The 16488-nt window shown below is 72.6% G+C and carries 17 protein-coding genes and 2 tRNA genes; 4 read left to right on the forward strand and 15 right to left on the reverse strand.

From position 1 onward, the window contains the following. Positions 1-24: 24 nt before the first annotated feature. A tRNA-Thr gene (locus tag AMK31_RS12935) sits at positions 25-97 on the reverse strand. Between the two features lie 244 nt (positions 98-341). On the opposite strand from AMK31_RS12935, the gene AMK31_RS12940 reads away from it, so the two are divergent. After that, on the forward strand, positions 342-1601 hold the full coding sequence (locus tag AMK31_RS12940) for an amidohydrolase family protein (RefSeq protein ID WP_073940585.1): 1260 nt from the start codon (positions 342-344) through the stop codon (positions 1599-1601). A 76-nt stretch (positions 1602-1677) separates the two neighbouring features. Continuing rightward, complete coding sequence (locus AMK31_RS12945) at positions 1678-2334, forward strand: SDR family oxidoreductase (protein ID WP_073940586.1); 657 nt, start codon at positions 1678-1680, stop codon at positions 2332-2334. 19 nt (positions 2335-2353) lie between these two features. Here AMK31_RS12945 and AMK31_RS41485 read toward each other — a convergent pair whose 3' ends face one another. Together AMK31_RS41485 and AMK31_RS12955 are read right to left on the reverse strand one after the other, a co-directional pair. Further along, a complete protein-coding gene (locus AMK31_RS41485) occupies positions 2354-2566 on the reverse strand; it encodes a hypothetical protein (RefSeq protein WP_073940587.1) in 213 nt (70 codons plus the stop codon). A gap of 74 nt (positions 2567-2640) precedes the next feature. Beyond that, positions 2641-2722 (reverse strand) — tRNA-Tyr (locus AMK31_RS12955). A 222-nt stretch (positions 2723-2944) separates the two neighbouring features. Here AMK31_RS12955 and AMK31_RS12960 point away from each other — a divergent pair. Both AMK31_RS12960 and AMK31_RS12965 read left to right on the forward strand, forming a co-directional pair. Then, positions 2945-3433, forward strand: a complete 489-nt coding sequence (locus AMK31_RS12960; protein WP_073940588.1) for a YajQ family cyclic di-GMP-binding protein — start codon at positions 2945-2947, stop codon at positions 3431-3433. Positions 3434-3528: 95 nt separating this feature from the next. After that, positions 3529-4776, forward strand: coding sequence for an APC family permease (locus AMK31_RS12965; RefSeq protein WP_073940589.1), 1248 nt, complete (start codon positions 3529-3531; stop codon positions 4774-4776). 54 nt (positions 4777-4830) lie between these two features. Here the strand turns inward: AMK31_RS12965 and AMK31_RS12970 are convergent, their stop codons facing one another. From AMK31_RS12970 to AMK31_RS13025, 12 genes are all read right to left on the reverse strand, one after another. Then, on the reverse strand, positions 4831-5229 hold the full coding sequence (locus tag AMK31_RS12970) for a YccF domain-containing protein (protein ID WP_073940787.1): 399 nt from the start codon (positions 5227-5229) through the stop codon (positions 4831-4833). Between the two features lie 8 nt (positions 5230-5237). Continuing rightward, positions 5238-6101 (reverse strand): zinc metalloprotease HtpX, encoded by an 864-nt coding sequence (htpX, locus tag AMK31_RS12975; RefSeq protein WP_073940590.1) that lies wholly within the window; start codon positions 6099-6101, stop codon positions 5238-5240. Positions 6102-6302: 201 nt separating this feature from the next. Further along, positions 6303-7826, reverse strand: coding sequence for an NADH-quinone oxidoreductase subunit N (locus tag AMK31_RS12980; protein WP_073940591.1), 1524 nt, complete (start codon positions 7824-7826; stop codon positions 6303-6305). Further along, positions 7823-9397: a complex I subunit 4 family protein gene (locus AMK31_RS12985; protein WP_073940592.1), complete on the reverse strand. Its 1575-nt coding sequence runs from the start codon at positions 9395-9397 to the stop codon at positions 7823-7825. The genes AMK31_RS12980 and AMK31_RS12985 overlap by 4 nt, the downstream gene beginning before the upstream one ends. 6 nt (positions 9398-9403) lie before the next feature. Further along, complete coding sequence (locus AMK31_RS12990) at positions 9404-11398, reverse strand: NADH-quinone oxidoreductase subunit 5 family protein (protein WP_073940593.1); 1995 nt, start codon at positions 11396-11398, stop codon at positions 9404-9406. Next, positions 11395-11781 (reverse strand): NADH-quinone oxidoreductase subunit NuoK, encoded by a 387-nt coding sequence (gene nuoK / locus AMK31_RS12995; protein ID WP_073940594.1) that lies wholly within the window; start codon positions 11779-11781, stop codon positions 11395-11397. The genes AMK31_RS12990 and nuoK overlap by 4 nt, the downstream gene beginning before the upstream one ends. Beyond that, positions 11781-12470: an NADH-quinone oxidoreductase subunit J family protein gene (locus tag AMK31_RS13000; protein ID WP_073940595.1), complete on the reverse strand. Its 690-nt coding sequence runs from the start codon at positions 12468-12470 to the stop codon at positions 11781-11783. Before AMK31_RS13000 ends, nuoK begins: the two co-directional genes overlap by 1 nt. Next, positions 12467-13111, reverse strand: a complete 645-nt coding sequence (locus tag AMK31_RS13005; protein WP_073940596.1) for a NuoI/complex I 23 kDa subunit family protein — start codon at positions 13109-13111, stop codon at positions 12467-12469. The genes AMK31_RS13000 and AMK31_RS13005 overlap by 4 nt, the downstream gene beginning before the upstream one ends. Before the next feature lie 2 nt (positions 13112-13113). Continuing rightward, positions 13114-14082, reverse strand: coding sequence for a complex I subunit 1/NuoH family protein (locus tag AMK31_RS13010; protein ID WP_073940597.1), 969 nt, complete (start codon positions 14080-14082; stop codon positions 13114-13116). Next, entirely contained in the window at positions 14079-15395 is a 1317-nt protein-coding gene (locus tag AMK31_RS13015; protein ID WP_073940598.1) for an NADH-quinone oxidoreductase subunit C, read from the reverse strand. Before AMK31_RS13015 ends, AMK31_RS13010 begins: the two co-directional genes overlap by 4 nt. Next, positions 15392-16033, reverse strand: a complete 642-nt coding sequence (locus tag AMK31_RS13020; protein ID WP_073940599.1) for an NADH-quinone oxidoreductase subunit B — start codon at positions 16031-16033, stop codon at positions 15392-15394. The genes AMK31_RS13015 and AMK31_RS13020 overlap by 4 nt, the downstream gene beginning before the upstream one ends. Further along, the gene (locus tag AMK31_RS13025; RefSeq protein WP_073940600.1) at positions 16024-16431 is read right to left on the reverse strand and encodes an NADH-quinone oxidoreductase subunit A; all 408 of its coding nucleotides are present in this window, start codon (positions 16429-16431) and stop codon (positions 16024-16026) included. The genes AMK31_RS13020 and AMK31_RS13025 overlap by 10 nt, the downstream gene beginning before the upstream one ends. Positions 16432-16488: the final 57 nt, after the last annotated feature.

Raw genomic sequence — 16488 nt, forward strand, 5'->3', positions numbered from 1 at the left:
TGCGACGGGAACCTCTCACACCAGAGCCCCAAAACGGAATCGAACCGTTGACCTTCTCCTTACCATGGAGACGCTCTGCCGACTGAGCTATTGGGGCGAGCGATGAAGACATTACACGGTCGCCCGCCGTTCGCCCAAATCCGTTTCCCGACCCCTTGCCCGGCCCGTCCGGCGCACCTCCCCGGAGCCTCACAGGAGCCTCATCGCGGCTCCCCCGCCCCGGGACCGCACCGGTACGACTATTCCGCTCCTCCCCGCCCGGGCAGGGCCGCCGTCCTACGCTCGACACACTCTGTGATCTTGTGCCGCCCCGGGCACAGCCCTCGAGCCACTGGAGCGCGATGCCCGACAGCCCGCCGCAGCCGCCCCGCTCGTCGTCCCCGCCGGGCTCCCCCGGACAGACCGACGGGGACTCCCTGCTGCTGTCCGGGGCACGGCTCACCGACGGCCGCACCGTGGACGTACTGCTCAGCGGCGGTCGCATCGAGGCGGTCGGCACGGCCGGCAGTCTGGGCGGCACGCGCGCGAGCGGGGCACGGGTGGACCTGAGCGGCTATCTGCTGCTGCCGGCTCCCGCCGAACCGCACGCCCACGCGGACACCGCCCTGACCGCCGACGCCGACGGCCCGGTCTCCTACGACCTCCAGGACGTCCAGCGCCGGGCCACCCAGGCCGCCCTGCTGCAGCTCGGGCACGGGGCGACCGCGCTGCGGGCCCACGTGCGCGTGGGCGACGTCCAGGGGCTGGAGGCGCTCCGCGCGGTGCTGCGGGCACGGCGTTCGCTGCGGGGGCTCGTCGAGCTGACGGCGGTGGCGATGCCGCGGGTGCTGACCGGGGCGGCCGGGGCGGACGGGCTCGCCGTGCTGCGGGACGCGGTGAAGATGGGCGCCTCCGTGGTGGGCGGCTGCCCGGACGCGGACCCCGATCCCACGGGCTATGTGGAGGCCGTCCTGGCGGTCGCCTCCGAGCACGGCTGCCCGGTCGACCTGCACACCGACGCCGCCGACCCGGCGCGTCTGGCGCGGCTCGCCGCGATGGCGGGCGGCCTGCGCCCCGGCGTGACGATCGGACCGTGCGCCGGTGTCGCGCGCCTCCCCACCGACCTGGCGTCCCGGACGGCGGACCAGCTCGCCGCGGCGGGCGTGACGGTGGTGTGCCTGCCCCAGGGCGGCTGCGGGAGCGTGGACCACCCCGGCACGGCGCCCGTACGACTGCTGCGCGCCGCCGGGGTACGGGTCGCGGCCGGGAGCGGCGCGCTGCGGGACGTGTCCAACCCGGTGGGCCGCGGGGACCCGTTGGAGGCGGCCTACCTCCTCGCCTCCCGCCAGGGCCTGCGCCCCGAGGACGCCTACGACACCGTCAGCGCCTCCGCCCGCGCGGCTCTGGGGCTGCCCGAGGTCCGCGTGGAGGCCGGTTTCCCCGCGGAGCTGCTGGCGGTGCGCGGAGACCGGCTGGCGGGCGCGCTCTCGCTGGCGTACAGCAGGATCGTGGTGCACCAGGGGCGGGTGGTGGCGCGGACGAGCGCGGTACGGGAGTACTGCGACTCGGCGGCGGTGGACGAGCTGGGGCTGCCGCGGCAGGGGCGGGGCAAGCCTTCCTGAGCCCGGGCGTGAGGGCGGGGGGACACGCGGGCCGTGCGGGCGGCACGGGCGGCCGTTCGGGCGTACGGTCGAAGGCATGCGCATTGTCATCGCTGGTGGTCATGGACAGATCGCGCTGCGCCTGGAGCGCCTGCTCGCCCAGCGCGGCCACGAGGCGGCGGGCATCATCCGCCGCGAGGGACAGGGCGACGACCTGCGGGAGGCCGGCGCCGAACCGGTGTTGCTGGACCTGGAGTCGGCCACCGTCGAGGGGGTCGCGGCCCATCTGCAGGGCGCGGACGCGGCGGTGTTCGCGGCGGGCGCCGGGCCCGGCAGCGGAGCGGCCCGCAAGGACACCGTGGACAGGGGCGCGGCGGTGCTGTTCGCGGACGCGGCGGTCCGCGCGGGCGTACGGCGTTTCCTGGTGGTCTCCTCGATGGGCGCGGACCCCGGGCACGAGGGCGACGACGTGTTCGACGTCTACCTGCGCGCCAAGGGCGCGGCCGACGCGTATGTGCAGGGCCTGGACCGCCTCGACTGGACGATCCTGCGCCCTGGTTCGCTCACGGACGACGCCGGCACCGGGCTGGTCCGTCTGGAGGCGCACACGGGCCGCGGCACCGTCCCGCGCGACGATGTGGCCGCCGTACTCGCCGAGTTGCTGGAAACGCCCGCGACGGCCGGGTTGACCCTGGAACTGGTCAGCGGCTCGACGCCGGTCTCGGTGGCGGTGAAGTCGATCGCCGGCAACTGAGGCGACGCGGAAAAGCGCCTCAGAACAGCGGCAGTTGCCCCGGGAACTCGGGCACCACATGGCCGTCCAACGACGGCTGCACCGCTCCGAGTTGCGCGTACCGCCGTGACCCCGGACACGAGACGAGCTGCCCGCTCCCCCGCGCGCCCGGCGGATCGTGCCGGGCGAACCGCCCGGCGACGACGGCGATCTCACGACGGCATTCTGGGCAGGTTCTGCGACGGGGCGACATGCATTAAGTGTGCCCATACACGAAAAACCCCCTCCGCCTGCGTTTCCGCAGATCGGAGGGGGTTTTCCCCAGTGTGGCGGCGCCAGGATTCGAACCTGGGAAGGCTGAGCCGGCAGATTTACAGTCTGCTCCCTTTGGCCGCTCGGGCACACCGCCGGGGTTGCTGCCCTTCGAACCGCTTTTCGGCGGTGCTCCCTGGCAACGACGTAAACAATACCCGATGCGGAGGGGTGCTTCGCCACCTGATTGATCGGGACCTGAGGGACGGGGGGTGGCTAGGCTTGTCCGGATGCGGTCCGTGCCCCGCGTGGGACCGGCCGTCGACCGCGTACGCCGCTACGCACCCGTTTCGCACCCCGATACAAGGAGCCACAGGACATGGCCGACTCCAGTTTCGACATCGTCTCGAAGGTCGAGCGGCAGGAGGTCGACAACGCCCTCAACCAGGCCGCCAAGGAGATCTCCCAGCGCTACGACTTCAAGGGCGTGGGCGCCTCGATCTCGTGGTCCGGTGACAAGATCCTGATGGAGGCGAACTCCGAGGACCGGGTGAAGGCTGTCCTCGACGTCTTCCAGTCCAAGCTGATCAAGCGCGGCATCTCGCTGAAGGCCCTGGACGCGGGCGAGCCGCAGCTCTCCGGCAAGGAGTACAAGATCTTCGCGTCGATCGAGGAGGGCATCTCCCAGGAGAACGCCAAGAAGGTGGCGAAGATCATCCGCGATGAGGGCCCGAAGGGCGTGAAGGCCCAGGTCCAGGGTGACGAGCTGCGGGTCACCTCGAAGAGCCGGGACGACCTGCAGGCCGTCATCGCCCTGCTGAAGGGCAAGGACTTCGACTTCGCACTGCAGTTCGTGAACTACCGGTAATTCGCGGAGACCGGCAGGTGACGGGAGGGCGGGCATCAGGTGCCCGCCCTTCTCCTGTGTGGGCCGCCGGCCCACCCCCTCAGTAGGGTGCGGCCATGACCTCCTCCGCCTCCGAACTGCGGCGCAGCCTCGGCGTGGGTGACGCCGTCGTCATCGGGCTCGGCTCGATGGTGGGAGCCGGGATCTTCGCCGCGCTCGCACCGGCGGCCCGCGCGGCCGGCTCCGGGCTGCTGCCCGGGCTGGCGGTGGCGGCCGTGGTCGCCTACTGCAACGCCATGTCCTCCGCGCGGCTGGCGGCCCGCTATCCGGCCTCCGGCGGTACGTACGTGTACGGCAGGGAGCGGCTGGGGCCGTTCTGGGGGTATCTGGCGGGCTGGTCCTTCGTGGTCGGCAAGACGGCCTCCTGCGCGGCGATGGCGCTCACCGTGGGGGCGTACGTCTGGCCCGCGCAGGCGCACGCGGTGGCGGTGGCGGCCGTGGTGGCGCTGACCGCCGTGAACTACGGCGGCGTCCAGAAGTCCGCCTGGCTGACGCGGGCGATCGTGGCCGTGGTGCTGGGTGTGCTCGCCGCCGTGGTGGTCGTGTGCCTGGGGTCGGCCGAGTCCGACGCCGGGCGGCTGGACGTCGGCGCCTCCGAGGGCATCGGCGGCGTGCTTCAGGCGGCCGGTCTGCTCTTCTTCGCGTTCGCCGGGTACGCGCGGATCGCCACGCTCGGCGAGGAGGTCCGGGATCCGGCCCGCACCATCCCCCGCGCGATTCCCCTCGCGCTCGGGATCGCCCTCGTGGTGTACGCGTGCGTGGCGGTCGCCGTGCTGTCCGTGCTGGGGTCCGGCGGGCTCGGTGAGGCGACCGCTCCGCTGGCCGACGCGGTGCGCGCGGCCGGGATGCCGGGGCTGGTGCCGGTGGTGCGGGCGGGGGCCGCCGTGGCGGCTCTGGGGTCGCTGCTGGCCCTGATCCTGGGTGTCTCCCGGACCACGCTCGCGATGGCGCGGGACGGGCATCTGCCGAGCGCGCTGGCCGCCGTCCATCCGCGCTTCCGGGTGCCGCACCGCGCGGAGCTGGCCGTGGGCGCGGTGGTCGCGGTGCTGGCCGCCACGGTGGACGTCCGGGGCGCGATCGGCTTCTCCTCCTTCGGGGTGCTCGCCTACTACGCCGTGGCCAACGCCTCGGCCTGGACCCTCGATCCGTCGGCGCGCGCCCGCCTGGTGCCGGGCGTGGGCCTCCTCGGCTGCGCGCTGCTGGCGTTCTCCCTGCCCGGCGTGTCGGTGGCCGTGGGCTCGGGGGTGCTGGCCGTGGGTGTGGTGGCGTACGTGGTACGGCGCCGGGGCACCGCGCGGGGCTGACCGCGGCTGCCGGGGCGTCACACGGCCCGGCGCGTCGCTCCACCGGCCTGCGCGCTACCAGGGTGTCGGCGCGAACGGGCGGTCCGTGGACACGATCTCGCGGCCCAGCGGCAGCAGGGACACGGGGATCAGCTTGAAGTTGGCGATGCCGAACGGGATGCCGATGATCGTGACGCACAGGGCGATGCCGGTGGCGATGTGGGCGAGGGCGAGCCACCAGCCGGCGAGGATCAGCCAGAGGACGTTGCCGACGCAGGACGGGGCACCGGCGTCGCGGCGCTCGACCGTGGTGTACCCGAAGGGCCACAGCGCGTAGACGCCGATGCGGAAGGCGGCGATGCCGAACGGGATACCGATGACGGTGATGCAGAGCAGCACGCCCGCGAACAGATAGCCGAGGAACAGCCAGAAGCCGCTCAGGACGAGCCAGATGACGTTCAGGATGAGGTTCAGGATCGTCTTCACCGGTGCGGACCTGCCATCTGTTCGAGCCGGCGGATGCGCTCCGCCATCGGCGGGTGGGTGGAGAACATCTTGGACAGCCCCTGGCCGGGGCGGAACGGGTTCGCGATCATCATGTGGCTGGCGGTCTCGATTCGCGGCTCGGGCGGCAGCGGGAGCTGCTTGGTGCCCGTCTCCAGCTTTCTCAGGGCGCTGGCCAGGGCCAAGGGGTCGCCGGTGAGCTGGGCGCCGGAGGCGTCGGCCTCGTACTCGCGCGAGCGGCTGATGGCCAGTTGGATGAGTGAGGCCGCGAGCGGTCCCAGAATCAGGATCAGCAGCATGCCGAGGATGCCGGGGCCGTCGTCGTCGTCCGAGCGGCCGATCGGGATCAGCCAGGCGAAGTTGACCAGGAACATGATCACCGATGCGAGGGCACCGGCGACCGACGAGATCAGGATGTCGCGGTTGTAGACGTGGCTCAACTCGTGGCCGATGACGCCGCGCAGTTCGCGTTCGTCGAGCAGGCGAAGGATGCCCTCGGTGCAACACACGGCGGCGTTGCGCGGGTTGCGGCCGGTCGCGAAGGCGTTGGGGGCCTCCGTCGGGGAGATGTACAGGCGGGGCATGGGCTGGCGGGCCTGCGTGGAGAGCTCGCGGACCATGCGGTAGAGGGCGGGTGCCTCGAACTCGCTCACCGGGCGGGCGCGCATCGCGCGGAGGGCCAGTTTGTCGCTGTTCCAGTAGGCGTAGGCGTTGGTGCCCAGGGCGATGAGCACGGCGACGACGAGGCCCGTACGACCGAAGAAGCTGCCGATGACGATGATGAGTGCGGACAGTCCCCCGAGGAGTACTGCGGTCCTGAGCCCGTTGTGCCGGCGGTGCACGGTACGCCCTCCAAGTGGTGCAGCAGGGGAACCCTTTGCTTGCTGTGATCTCTCGGCTCACTGGTGTCGTGGTGTCACGTCCAGTGGACCCTCCCGTACTGGTCAACGCCAGGCGGGGACCACTAGTTCCCTTGTGCGCACGGCGGCGCGGCTGGGCCGTCCGGGTGACGGTGCCCCGGACGGCCCTTGGGGCGGGCGGCGTCAGAAGAGGCCGGTGTCCGTGAAGCGCAGCACCAGCTGGGGAGCGCCGGAGAGCACGACGCCGAGGACGGCGGTGACGGCGATCGCGGCGGTGACGGGCGCCGGGAGGCGGTGCCGCGCGGGCTCGCCCTCGGGGGCGCGGAAGAGCAGGGCCGTCCACTGGAGGTAGTAGAACAGCGCGATCACGACGTTCACGGCCATGATCGCGGCCAGCCAGCCGAGGCCCGCTTCGACGGCCGCCGAGAAGACGGTGACCTTGGCGAACAGCCCGATGATGCCCGGCGGCAGCCCGGCCAGGCACAGCAGGAAGAAGGCCATCAGGACGGCGGTCACGGGGTTCGTGGCGTAAAGGCCCCGGTAGTCGGCGACCCGGTTCAGGTTCTTCGTACGGCCGACCAGCGCGGCCACCGCGAAGGCGCCGAGGTTCACCACGCCGTACATGAGCGCGTAGGCGACCGTGGAGCCGATCGACCGCTCGGCGTCGTCGGAGTAGGCGGCCGCGGCGATCGGCACCAGGAGGTAGCCGGCCTGGCCGACGGAGGACCAGGCGAGCAGGCGGACCGCGCTGTACGCGCGCGTGGACTGCTGCCGGAGGGCGCCGACGTTGCCGACGGTCATGGTCAGCGCGGCGAGCACGGCGAGCGCCGGGCCCCAGACGTCGGCGTACGACGGGAGGGCGATGACGGTGACGAGGATCAGGCCGGTGAAGCCGACCGCCTTGCCGACCACCGACAGGTAGGCGGCGACGGGCAGCGGGGCGCCCACATAGGTGTCGGGCACCCAGAAGTGGAAGGGCACGGCGGCCGTCTTGAAGGCGAAGCCGATCAGGGTCAGGACGACACCGGTCTGGGTGAGGGTGTGCAGCTGGCCGTCGACACCGTCCACGCGCTCGGCGATCTGGGTGAGGTAAAGGCTGCCGGTGGCGGCGTAGACGAAGCTGATGCCCATCAGGCTGACCGCGGTGGCGGTGACCGAGGACAGGAAGAACTTCAGGGCCGCCTCGGAGGACCTGCGGTCGCCGTACCGCAGGCCGACGAGGGCGAAGGCGGGCAGGGAGGCGACCTCCAGGGCGACGATCAGGGTGGCGAGGTCGCGGGAGGCCGGCAGGAGGGCCGCACCGGCCGCGGAGGAGAGCAGCAGGAACCAGAACTCCCCTTCGGGGAGTCCCCCGCGCGCGTCCTTCAGGCCGGTGACCGACAGCAGGGCGGCGACCAGGGCGCCGCCGAGCACGAGGAGCTGCAGGACGAGGGTGAAGCGGTCCGCGGTGTAGCTGCACACGCCGGGGTCGCCGGTCAGGCAGAAGGTGGAGCGGTCGCCGTCCAGGAGGGGCAGCAGCATGAGGGTGGCGACGGCGAGGCCGGCCACGGAGATCCAGCCGAGGAGCGCCTTGCGGTGCTCGGCCACGAACAGGTCGGCGACCAGGACGGCGAGTGCGACCACGGCCGCGATGGTGGGCGGCGCGACGGCGAGCCAGTCGACGGACTGGATCAGCGACTCGGCGAGCGGCTGGGCCTGGGGGCTCATCGGGTGCCTCCTGCGAGGAGCTGCTGCACGGCCGGGTCGGTCAGGCCGAGGAGGATCTTCGGCCAGAGTCCGGCGACGACGGTGAGGGCGACGAGCGGCGCCCAGGCCGCGAATTCGTACGTCTGTACGTCGGCGAGCTTCGGGGTGTCCCGCGGCAGGGCGCCCATGCAGACCCGGCGGACCACGACCAGCAGGTAGGCGGCGGTGAGCAGGGTGCCGAACGCGCCGATCGCCATGAAGGTGAGGAAGGCCGGGCGGCTGAGGCCCTCGGCGGGCTCGAACGCGCCGAACAGCGCCAGCATCTCGCCCCAGAACCCGGCGAGGCCGGGCAGCCCGAGCGAGGCGACCGCGGCGAAGGCGAGCAGGCCGCCCAGGCGCGGGGCCCTGCCGTACAGGGCGGCGCCGGTCTCCTTGGCGAGGGTGTCGAGGTCGGTGCTGCCGGTGCGGTCCTTCAACGCGCCGACCAGGAAGAACAGCAGGCCGGTGATGAGGCCGTGGGCGATGTTGGCGAACAGGGCGCCGTTCACGCCGGTCGGGGTCATGGTGGCGATGCCGAGCAGCACGAAGCCCATGTGGCCGACGGAGGAGTAGGCGATCAGCCGCTTCAGGTCGCCCTTCGCGCCCTGCTTGGCGAGGGCGAGGCAGGCGAGCGATCCGTAGATGATCCCGACGACGGCGAACGCGGCGAGGTACGGCGCGAAGTCGGCGAAGCCGCCGGGGGTGACCGGCAGCAGGATCCGGACGAACCCGTACGTGCCCATCTTCAGCAGCACGCCGGCCAGCAGCACCGAGCCGACGGTCGGGGCGGCGGTGTGGGCGTCGGGCAGCCAGCTGTGCAGCGGCCACATCGGCGTCTTCACCGCCAGCCCGATCCCGATCGCGAGAACGGCGATGACCTGCACGGACGCGCTCAGCGACCGGCCGTTGTCAGTGGCGAGTGCCACCATGTCGAATGTGCCCGCCCGAAGGCCGATCAGGAGCAGGCCGAGCAGCATGACCACGGAGCCGAGCAGCGTGTAGAGGATGAACTTCCAGGCGGCCGCGGCCCGGCCCTCGCCGCCCCAGCGGGCGATGAGGAAGTACATCGGGATCAGAACCGTCTCGAAGGCGAGGAAGAACAGCAGCAGGTCGAGGACGGCGAAGGTGGCGAGGGTGCCGGTCTCCAGGACGAGCAGCAGGGCGACGAAGGCCTTCGGGGACGGGCCCGCGGGCGGCTTGAAGTACGAGTAGAGCGCGCAGAGGAAGGTCAGCAGCGCGGTCAGCACCACGAGGGGGAGGGAGATGCCGTCGATGCCGAGGTGGATCCGCACGTCGAGTGCGGGGATCCAGCTGATGTCCGTCGTGGCCTGCATCCTCGACGGCTGGTCGTGGTCGAAGCCGAGCGCGAGGACGATCGCCGCGATGAGGACGGCACCGGTCACCGTCACGCCGTGCCGCAGCACGGCCTGCTCGGGTGACTTCCCCTTCAGTCCGGGCGGGGCGGGCAGGAGAGCGGCGGCGGCGCCGAGGAGCGGGCCGACCACGATGAACGCCAGAAGGAACTGCATCACGGACTCGCTGATATCGATCACGCCTGCTCACGCTCCCGTGGCGACGAGGACGACGGCGACCACCAGGACGACGGTGCCGGCGAGCAGCGCGCTCACATAGGTCTGCACATTGCCGGTCTGGGCGCGCCGTACGGCGGCGCCGAGCCAGCGGGGAAGGGCGCCCGCGCCGCGCACATAGGTGTCGACGACCTCACGGTCGAGGAACCGTACGAGGCTCGCGCCGGCCCGCACCGGGCGGACGAACAGTGCCGAGTACACGGCGTCGACGTGGAAGCCGACCGCCGCGTGGCGGTGCAGCGGGCCGAGCAGCAGCCGTCCCGGGTCGGCCGGGTCGGGGGCCTGGGCCACGTCGCCGTAGGCGGGCGCGTGGCTGGCGATCGCCTCGGCCTCGACCAGCCCGGCGTCGCCCTCCGGGTGGGCGGCGACCGCGCCCATCGGCACCTTGGCGGCGAGCGCGGTGGTGTGCCGCCAGGCGGCGTAGGTGACGAGGCCGCCGACCAGGGCCAGGCCCGTGCCGAGCACGGACGTGGTCAGGGTCGGGCCGAGGTCGCCGCCGTCGAACCAGCCGGGGAAGGACTGGTACGCGAACCCGCCGAGGGCGAGCGACGGCGCGGCGAGCACCCACAGCACCACGGTCATGGCCAGGGGCTGGCGGCCGTGGTCGGGGGCCTCGGCGCCGTGGCCGCGGAAGGCGAGCAGCCACAGGCGCATCGCGTACGCGGCGGTCAGCAGGGCGGTGAGCAGGCCGACGACCAGGATGATCCAGCCCGCGGCGGCGGGTGCGTCCTCGGTGTGGCCGGTGGCGACGTGCTCGGCGGCGCCGAGGACGGACTCCTTGGAGAAGAAGCCGCTGAACGGCGGGATCGCGGCGAGCGCGAGGAGCGCCACGGTCATCGTCCAGTAGGCGTCGGGGACGCGGTCGCGCAGGTGCGACATGCGGGACATGGCGGCCAGCGAGTTGGTGCCGGTGGCGTGGATGATCACGCCGGCGGCGAGGAACAGCAGCGCCTTGAAGGCGCCGTGCGACAGGAGGTGGAAGACGGCGGCGCCGCGGTCGGCGACGGCGAGGGCGCCGGTCATGTAGCCGAGCTGGCCGATCGTCGAGTAGGCGAGGACGCGTTTGATGTCGTCCTGGGCGAGCGCGGCGAGCGCGGAGCCCGCCATGGTGACGGCGGCCATGACGGCGAGGACGACCATCGCGGCCTGGGAGGCCTCGAAGACCGGGAGGAGCCGGGCGACGAAGTAGACACCGGCGGCGACCATCGTCGCCGCGTGGATCAGCGCGGAGACAGGCGTCGGGCCGGCCATCGCGTCGGGAAGCCAGGTGTGCAGCGGGAACTGCGCCGACTTGCCGGCCACACCGGCCAGGACCAGCAGGGCGATCAGCGTCGGGTGGTCGATGCCGCCGTTCGCGACGGCGCCGAGGACCCGGGTGATGCGGAACGACCCGGCGTCGGTGGCCAGCGCGAACAGACCGATGAGGAACGGGACGTCGCCGAGCTTGGTGACCAGGAAGGCCTTGAGGGAGGCGGCGCGGGCCTCCGGGGTCTCCCAGTAGTGGCCGACCAGGAAGTAGGAGCAGATGCCCATGACTTCCCAGCCGACGAGCAGCACCATCAGGTCGCCCGAGTAGACGACGAGGAGCATCGCGGAGGTGAACAGGGAGACGAGCGCCGCGTACGACGGGTAGCGCGGGTCGTCGCGCAGATAGCCCGTCGAGTAGATCTGCACACAGGTGGCGACGAAGGCGACCAGGACGGCGACGAGCGCGGCGAAGCCGTCGATGTACAGGGCCAGCTCGATCGGGACCGAGCCGGTGGGGGTCAGTTCGGTCGCCGCGTCGACGGCCTCGTCGCCGCCCTGGTGGACGGCGACGACCACGGCGAGGGCGAGCGCGGCGAGCGTCGGCAGCACCGCGAGCGGGCGGACGAAGCCGGGGGCGGTGCGGCCCAGCGCCAGGCCGGCGCCGGCACCCAGGAACGGCAGGAGGGGGACGAGGACGGCGAGGGTGGTCGTGGTCACGCGGTGGCCTCAGCCTTCTCGGTCTTCCCGGCCGTGAGGGCGTCGTCGGGGCCGTCGGTCTCGTGGCTCTCGGCGGTGTCGCGGAGCTTGTCGATGTCGGAGGTGCCGCGGTTGCGGTACACGGCGAGGACGATCGCCAGGCCGATGCCGATCTCGGCGGCGGCGATGGCGATGGTGAACAGCGTCAGGGCCTGGCCGGAGTGCAGGGTCTCCTCGGCGGCCCTGCTGAGCCACACGTCGAAGGCGACCAGGTTGAGGTTGACGGCGTTGAGCATCAGCTCGACCGACATCAGGACCAGGATCGCGTTGCGGCGGGCGAGGACGCCGTACAGGCCGGTGCAGAAGAGGAGGGCGGAGAGTACGGCGGGGTAGGCGAGGTGCATCAGCGGACACCGTCCTCGGCCTGCGCGTCGGAACGGGCGCCGGCGGCGGCCGGGCCCGCGGTCGTGGAGGCGCCGGTCGTCGCGGAGGGGCCGGTGGTCTGCGCCTTCGCCTTGCGGGACAGGACGATCGCGCCGACCAGGGCGGCGAGGAGGAGGACGGACAGGGCCTCGAAGGGGAGCACCCAGTTCTGGAACAGGCTCTCGCCGGTGACCCGGGTGGATCCGGCGGCCGGGCCGTCCAGGTCGATCCAGGTGGTGCGGAAGGCGTCGACGACGACCCAGACCAGGGCGGCGGCCGCTGCGACGGCCACGGTGAGCGCGGCCCAGCGGTTGCCGGAGTCGGCGTCCGGGGAGCGGCCGATGGGCGCCTTGGTGAGCATCAGACCGAACAGGAGGAGGACGACGACGGAGCCGACGTAGATGAGGACCTGCACCCAGGCGATGAACTCGGCGGTGAGCAGCAGGTACTCGACGGCGAGGCCGCCGAGGGTCACCACCAGCCACAGGGCGGCGTGCACCAGTTGCCGGGTGGTGACGGTGACGAGGGCCGCGCCGAAGGTGACCAGGCCGACGAGGAGGAAGGCGATCTCGACGCCGTTCGGGGAGAGGAAGCCGTGGCTCTCGGCGGCCGTGGTCACCGTAGAGGAGGTGTCCGCGGCGAGGCGGGCGGTGGCTGCTGCGAGCGTCATTCGGCGCCCTCCTGCCTCGGCTGGTCCGTCTGCTGCCGGGACGCGCCCTGCGGGCGGGTGGGCTGCTCGGCCGCGCGGGTCTGCTCGTCGGCGTGGGCCTCGGTGGCCGGGGGCTGCTGCTGCGCCGCCAGCTTCTCGGCGGTCTTGCGGGCGGCGGCCAGTTCCTTCGGCTCCTCCGCGGCGGGGTCGAGGGCGGGCGGGGCCGGGACGGTCCACATCCACTCGCGGAGCTTGTCCCGCTCGTGGGTGAGGTCGCGGATGTCGGTCTCGGCGTACTCGAACTCCGGGGACCAGAACAGGGCGTCGAAAGGACAGACCTCGATGCAGATACCGCAGTACATGCACAGGGAGAAGTCGATGGCGAAGCGGTCGAGCACGTTGCGGCTGCGTTCACGGCCGCCGGGGGTCGCCGCCGGGACCGTCTCCTTGTGGGAGTCGATGTAGATGCACCAGTCGGGGCACTCGCGGGCGCACAGCATGCAGACCGTGCAGTTCTCCTCGAACAGGCCGATCACCCCGCGGGTGCGGGGCGGGAGATCGGGCTGGACGTCCGGGTACTGCGCGGTGACGCTCTTCCTCGTCATCGTGCGGAGGGTGACGGCCAGGCCCTTGGCGAGGCCGGAACCAGGGATGGGAGCCATGGTTACTGGATCACCACCTTCACGACGCCGGTGAGGGCGATCTGGGCGAGGGAGAGAGGGACGAGGAGGGTCCAGGAGAGCTTCTGGAGCTGGTCCTCGCGCAGACGGGGATAGGTGACGCGGACCCAGATCACGATGAAGGCCAGCACCGCCGTCTTCAGGAGGGTCCAGACCCAGCCGAGGCCGTCGGCGCCCCACGGGCCGTGCCAGCCGCCCAGGAAGAGGACGGTGGTCAGGCCGCACAGGACGACGATCCCGGCGTACTCGGCGAGCAGGAAGAGGGCGAAACGCAGGCCGGTGTACTCGGTGTACGCGCCGAAGATGATCTCCGAGTCGGCGACGGGCATGTCGAACGGCGGACGCTGGAGCTCCGCGAGACCCGCCACGAAGAACACGATCGCGCCGACGATCTGCCAGGGCAGCCACCACCACTCGAAGGCGTCGAGGATGCCGGGCAGGGAGACCGTGCCGGCCGCCATGGCCACCGAGGCGGCGGCGAGCAGCATCGGGAGTTCGTAGGCGAGCAGCTGGGCGGCGGTGCGCAGGCCGCCGAGCAGGGAGAACTTGTTGGCGGACGCCCAGCCGGCCATCAGGGAGCCGAGGACGCCGACGCCCATCACCGCGAGCACGAAGAAGACGCCCGCGTCGATCACCTCGCCGACGGCGCCCTCGCTCGGGCCGATGGGGATGGCGAGCAGGACGAGGAGGTACGGCAGGAGGGCGACGGCGGGGGCGAGCTGGAAGATACGGCGGTCCGCGCCGGACGGGACCACGTCCTCCTTCTGCGCGAACTTCACGCCGTCGGCGACGAGCTGGGCCCAGCCGTGGAAACCGCCGGCGTACATCGGGCCGAGGCGGCCCTGCATGTGAGCCATCACCTTGTGCTCGGTCTGGCCGACCAGCAGCGGGAAGGTGAGGAAGACACCGAAGACGATCAGCAGTCGCAGGGCGACGTCGAGGGCGTCGTTCACCGCGGGCCTCCTGAGGGGTCTTCGGGGGTTCGGGGGGTTTCGGGGTTTTCGGGGGTGGGCTTTTCGCCGGGGTCGTCAGTGGCGTCAGCGCTGTCGGCGTTCTCGGTGCCGCCCTCGGCCGGGGCCTCCTCGTCGAACGCCGGGCGGGCGTGGTGCCACGGCGCGTCCGGGCTGCGGGGCGCGGTGCCGGGGCGGGCCGCCGGGGCCTCTGGCGCCGGCGTCTCCGGTGCCGGGGCCTCCGCGCGCTGGGAGGCCGAGCCCTCGCTCGCACTGCGTGCACGCCGGGTGCCGGGCGCAGTGGCGCGCCGGCTCGCCGAACCCTCCGTGGCGCTCCGGGCGCGGCGCGGGCCCGCCGGCGCCGTCGGGGCCTCGGTCGGTGCGGGCGTCGTCGGCTCGCCCTCCCGCCGCGCGGCCGTCGCGGCCTCCGCGGTGCCTGCGGCCTCCGCAGTGCCTGCGGCCTCCGCGGTCTTCGCCGCCTCCGCCGTCTCCGGCGTTTCCGGCGTCTCCCCTGCCGCCGCCCGCTGCGATGCCGACCCCGCGCTCGCGCTGCGCGCACGACGCGGTCCGGCGGCGCGGGTGGCAGGCGCCTCGGTGCCGTCGGACGCGTCCGTGCCCGCACCGGCAGCCGCGCGCGCCGTCTGGCCAGCCGATCCCTCGCCGGCCGTGCGGGTGCGCCGTACCGGCCGGTCCCCCGCCGCGGCCGGGCGGCCGGCTCCGCGGGCGGGGCGGGCCGGGGCAGGGGGGAGCTGGCCCTTGAGGGGGCCCCACTCGTTGGGGTCGGGGACGCCCGGGGGCAGCATCTGGCGGCGCTTCGGTCCGCCGTGCTCGGACTCCCCCGGCTCCTTCGCGCCCGGCCACGCCTTGGCGACGCGGGCGGCGAGGACGAAGTCCTTGCGCAGGGGGTGCCCCTCGAAGTTCTCGGGGAGGAGGAGGTGGTCCAGGCCGGGGTGGCCGTCGAAGGAGACGCCGAACATCTCGTGGGTCTCGCGCTCGTGCCAGGCGGCGCCCGCGTAGACGCCGACGGCGGAGGCGAGCGTCGGCGCCGTGTGCGGCACCGTCGTACGCAGCAGCAGGCGGCGCACCGGGGACAGCGCGACCACGTGCGCCGTGACGCGGAAGCCGGTGTCCGGTTCGTCGACGGCGCTCAGCCAGTCGAAGTAGGTGCAGTGGAGGCGGTCGCGGGCGGTGCGCAGCGCCTCGGTCCAGGAGGCGGGCGGTACGTCGACGGTCAGGACCTCGTACGACTCCTCGGCCGTGGCGTCCGTGCCGAACAGCTCCCCGGCGGGGGCGGGCAGCCAGCCGACGGCACTCATCGGACCTCCCCGGGAGAGGCCGAACCCTCGGCGGCCGTGCCCTCGGCGGCCGGCGGCCGGACCAGCCCGCTCTGCAGCGCCGCGGTGGAGGGCCGGGCCGGCTCGGTGCCGTAGCGCTCCCCCAGCGACTCGCGGGCGATCTTCTCCTGGAGCTTGAGGATGCCCTGGAGCAGTGCCTCGGGCCGGGGCGGGCAGCCGGGGACGTAGACGTCGACCGGGATGATCTGGTCGACGCCCTTGGTCACGGAGTAGGAGTCCCAGTACGGGCCGCCGCAGTTGCTGCACGCGCCGAAGGAGATGACGTACTTCGGCTCTGGCATCTGCTCGTACAGCCGCTTGACGGCGGGCGCCATCTTGTCCGTCACCGTGCCGGAGACCACCATGAGGTCGGCCTGGCGCGGGCCCGGGGCGAAGGGGATCACCCCGAGGCGGATGAAGTCGTGGCGGGCCATCGACGCGGCGATGAACTCGATCGCGCAGCAGGCGAGCCCGAAGTTGAAGACCCAGAGGGAGTAGCGGCGGCCCCAGTTCAGGACGACCTTCATCGGCTCCGGGGCGAGGCGCGCGAGGGCGCCGAGGCGCTTCGGCTCGGGCAGCAGCACAGGCTCCGGCGAGTTGACTTCTGGCGTCACGTCCATGCCAGGACGCCCTTCTTGTATGCGTACAGCAGGCCCACGGCGAGGAAGCCGAGGAAGATGAACATCTCCACGAGGGTGGCGGCCCCGTAGCCGGGGTCGGCGAAGACCGTCGCCCAGGGGAACAGGAAGATCGAGTCGACCGCGAAGATCACGTAGAGGAAGGCGTAGACGTAGTAGCGGACCTGGGTGTGCGCCCAGCCCTCGCCGACGGGGTCGACGCCGCACTCGTACGTCAGCAGCTTCTCCGGTGTCGGCACGACGGGGCGCAGCAGCCGGCCCGCGCCGAAGGCCACCGCGACGAAGAGCACGCCGATGGCGGCGAGCAGTCCGACGACGGAATAGGACTGGAAGTAGTCCGCCGCGACGACCACAGCAGGTTCGACGGTCGGTTCCCGCACGTCCGTCCCCTCGCTCCCTGACTCCGACGTGACCTCGACGTTCTTCGAACAACCTAG

It is taken from the genome of Streptomyces sp. TSRI0107 (assembly GCF_001905845.1).
Lineage (GTDB): Bacteria > Actinomycetota > Actinomycetes > Streptomycetales > Streptomycetaceae > Streptomyces.

What these genes read in the sequence shown, in the direction of transcription:
- AMK31_RS13000 (WP_073940595.1), bottom strand. Translation starts at nt 12,470, where the DNA reads ATGACGCTCGCAGCAGCCACCGCCCGCCTCGCCGCGGACACCTCCTCT.
- AMK31_RS13020 (WP_073940599.1), bottom strand. Translation starts at nt 16,033, where the DNA reads ATGGACGTGACGCCAGAAGTCAACTCGCCGGAGCCTGTGCTGCTGCCC.
- AMK31_RS12945 (WP_073940586.1), top strand. Translation starts at nt 1,678, where the DNA reads ATGCGCATTGTCATCGCTGGTGGTCATGGACAGATCGCGCTGCGCCTG.
- AMK31_RS12965 (WP_073940589.1), top strand. Translation starts at nt 3,529, where the DNA reads ATGACCTCCTCCGCCTCCGAACTGCGGCGCAGCCTCGGCGTGGGTGAC.
- AMK31_RS12960 (WP_073940588.1), top strand. Translation starts at nt 2,945, where the DNA reads ATGGCCGACTCCAGTTTCGACATCGTCTCGAAGGTCGAGCGGCAGGAG.
- AMK31_RS41485 (WP_073940587.1), bottom strand. Translation starts at nt 2,566, where the DNA reads ATGTCGCCCCGTCGCAGAACCTGCCCAGAATGCCGTCGTGAGATCGCC.
- AMK31_RS12940 (WP_073940585.1), top strand. Translation starts at nt 342, where the DNA reads ATGCCCGACAGCCCGCCGCAGCCGCCCCGCTCGTCGTCCCCGCCGGGC.
- nuoK (WP_073940594.1), bottom strand. Translation starts at nt 11,781, where the DNA reads ATGCACCTCGCCTACCCCGCCGTACTCTCCGCCCTCCTCTTCTGCACC.
- AMK31_RS13005 (WP_073940596.1), bottom strand. Translation starts at nt 13,111, where the DNA reads ATGGCTCCCATCCCTGGTTCCGGCCTCGCCAAGGGCCTGGCCGTCACC.
- AMK31_RS12980 (WP_073940591.1), bottom strand. Translation starts at nt 7,826, where the DNA reads ATGAGCCCCCAGGCCCAGCCGCTCGCCGAGTCGCTGATCCAGTCCGTC.
- AMK31_RS13015 (WP_073940598.1), bottom strand. Translation starts at nt 15,395, where the DNA reads ATGAGTGCCGTCGGCTGGCTGCCCGCCCCCGCCGGGGAGCTGTTCGGC.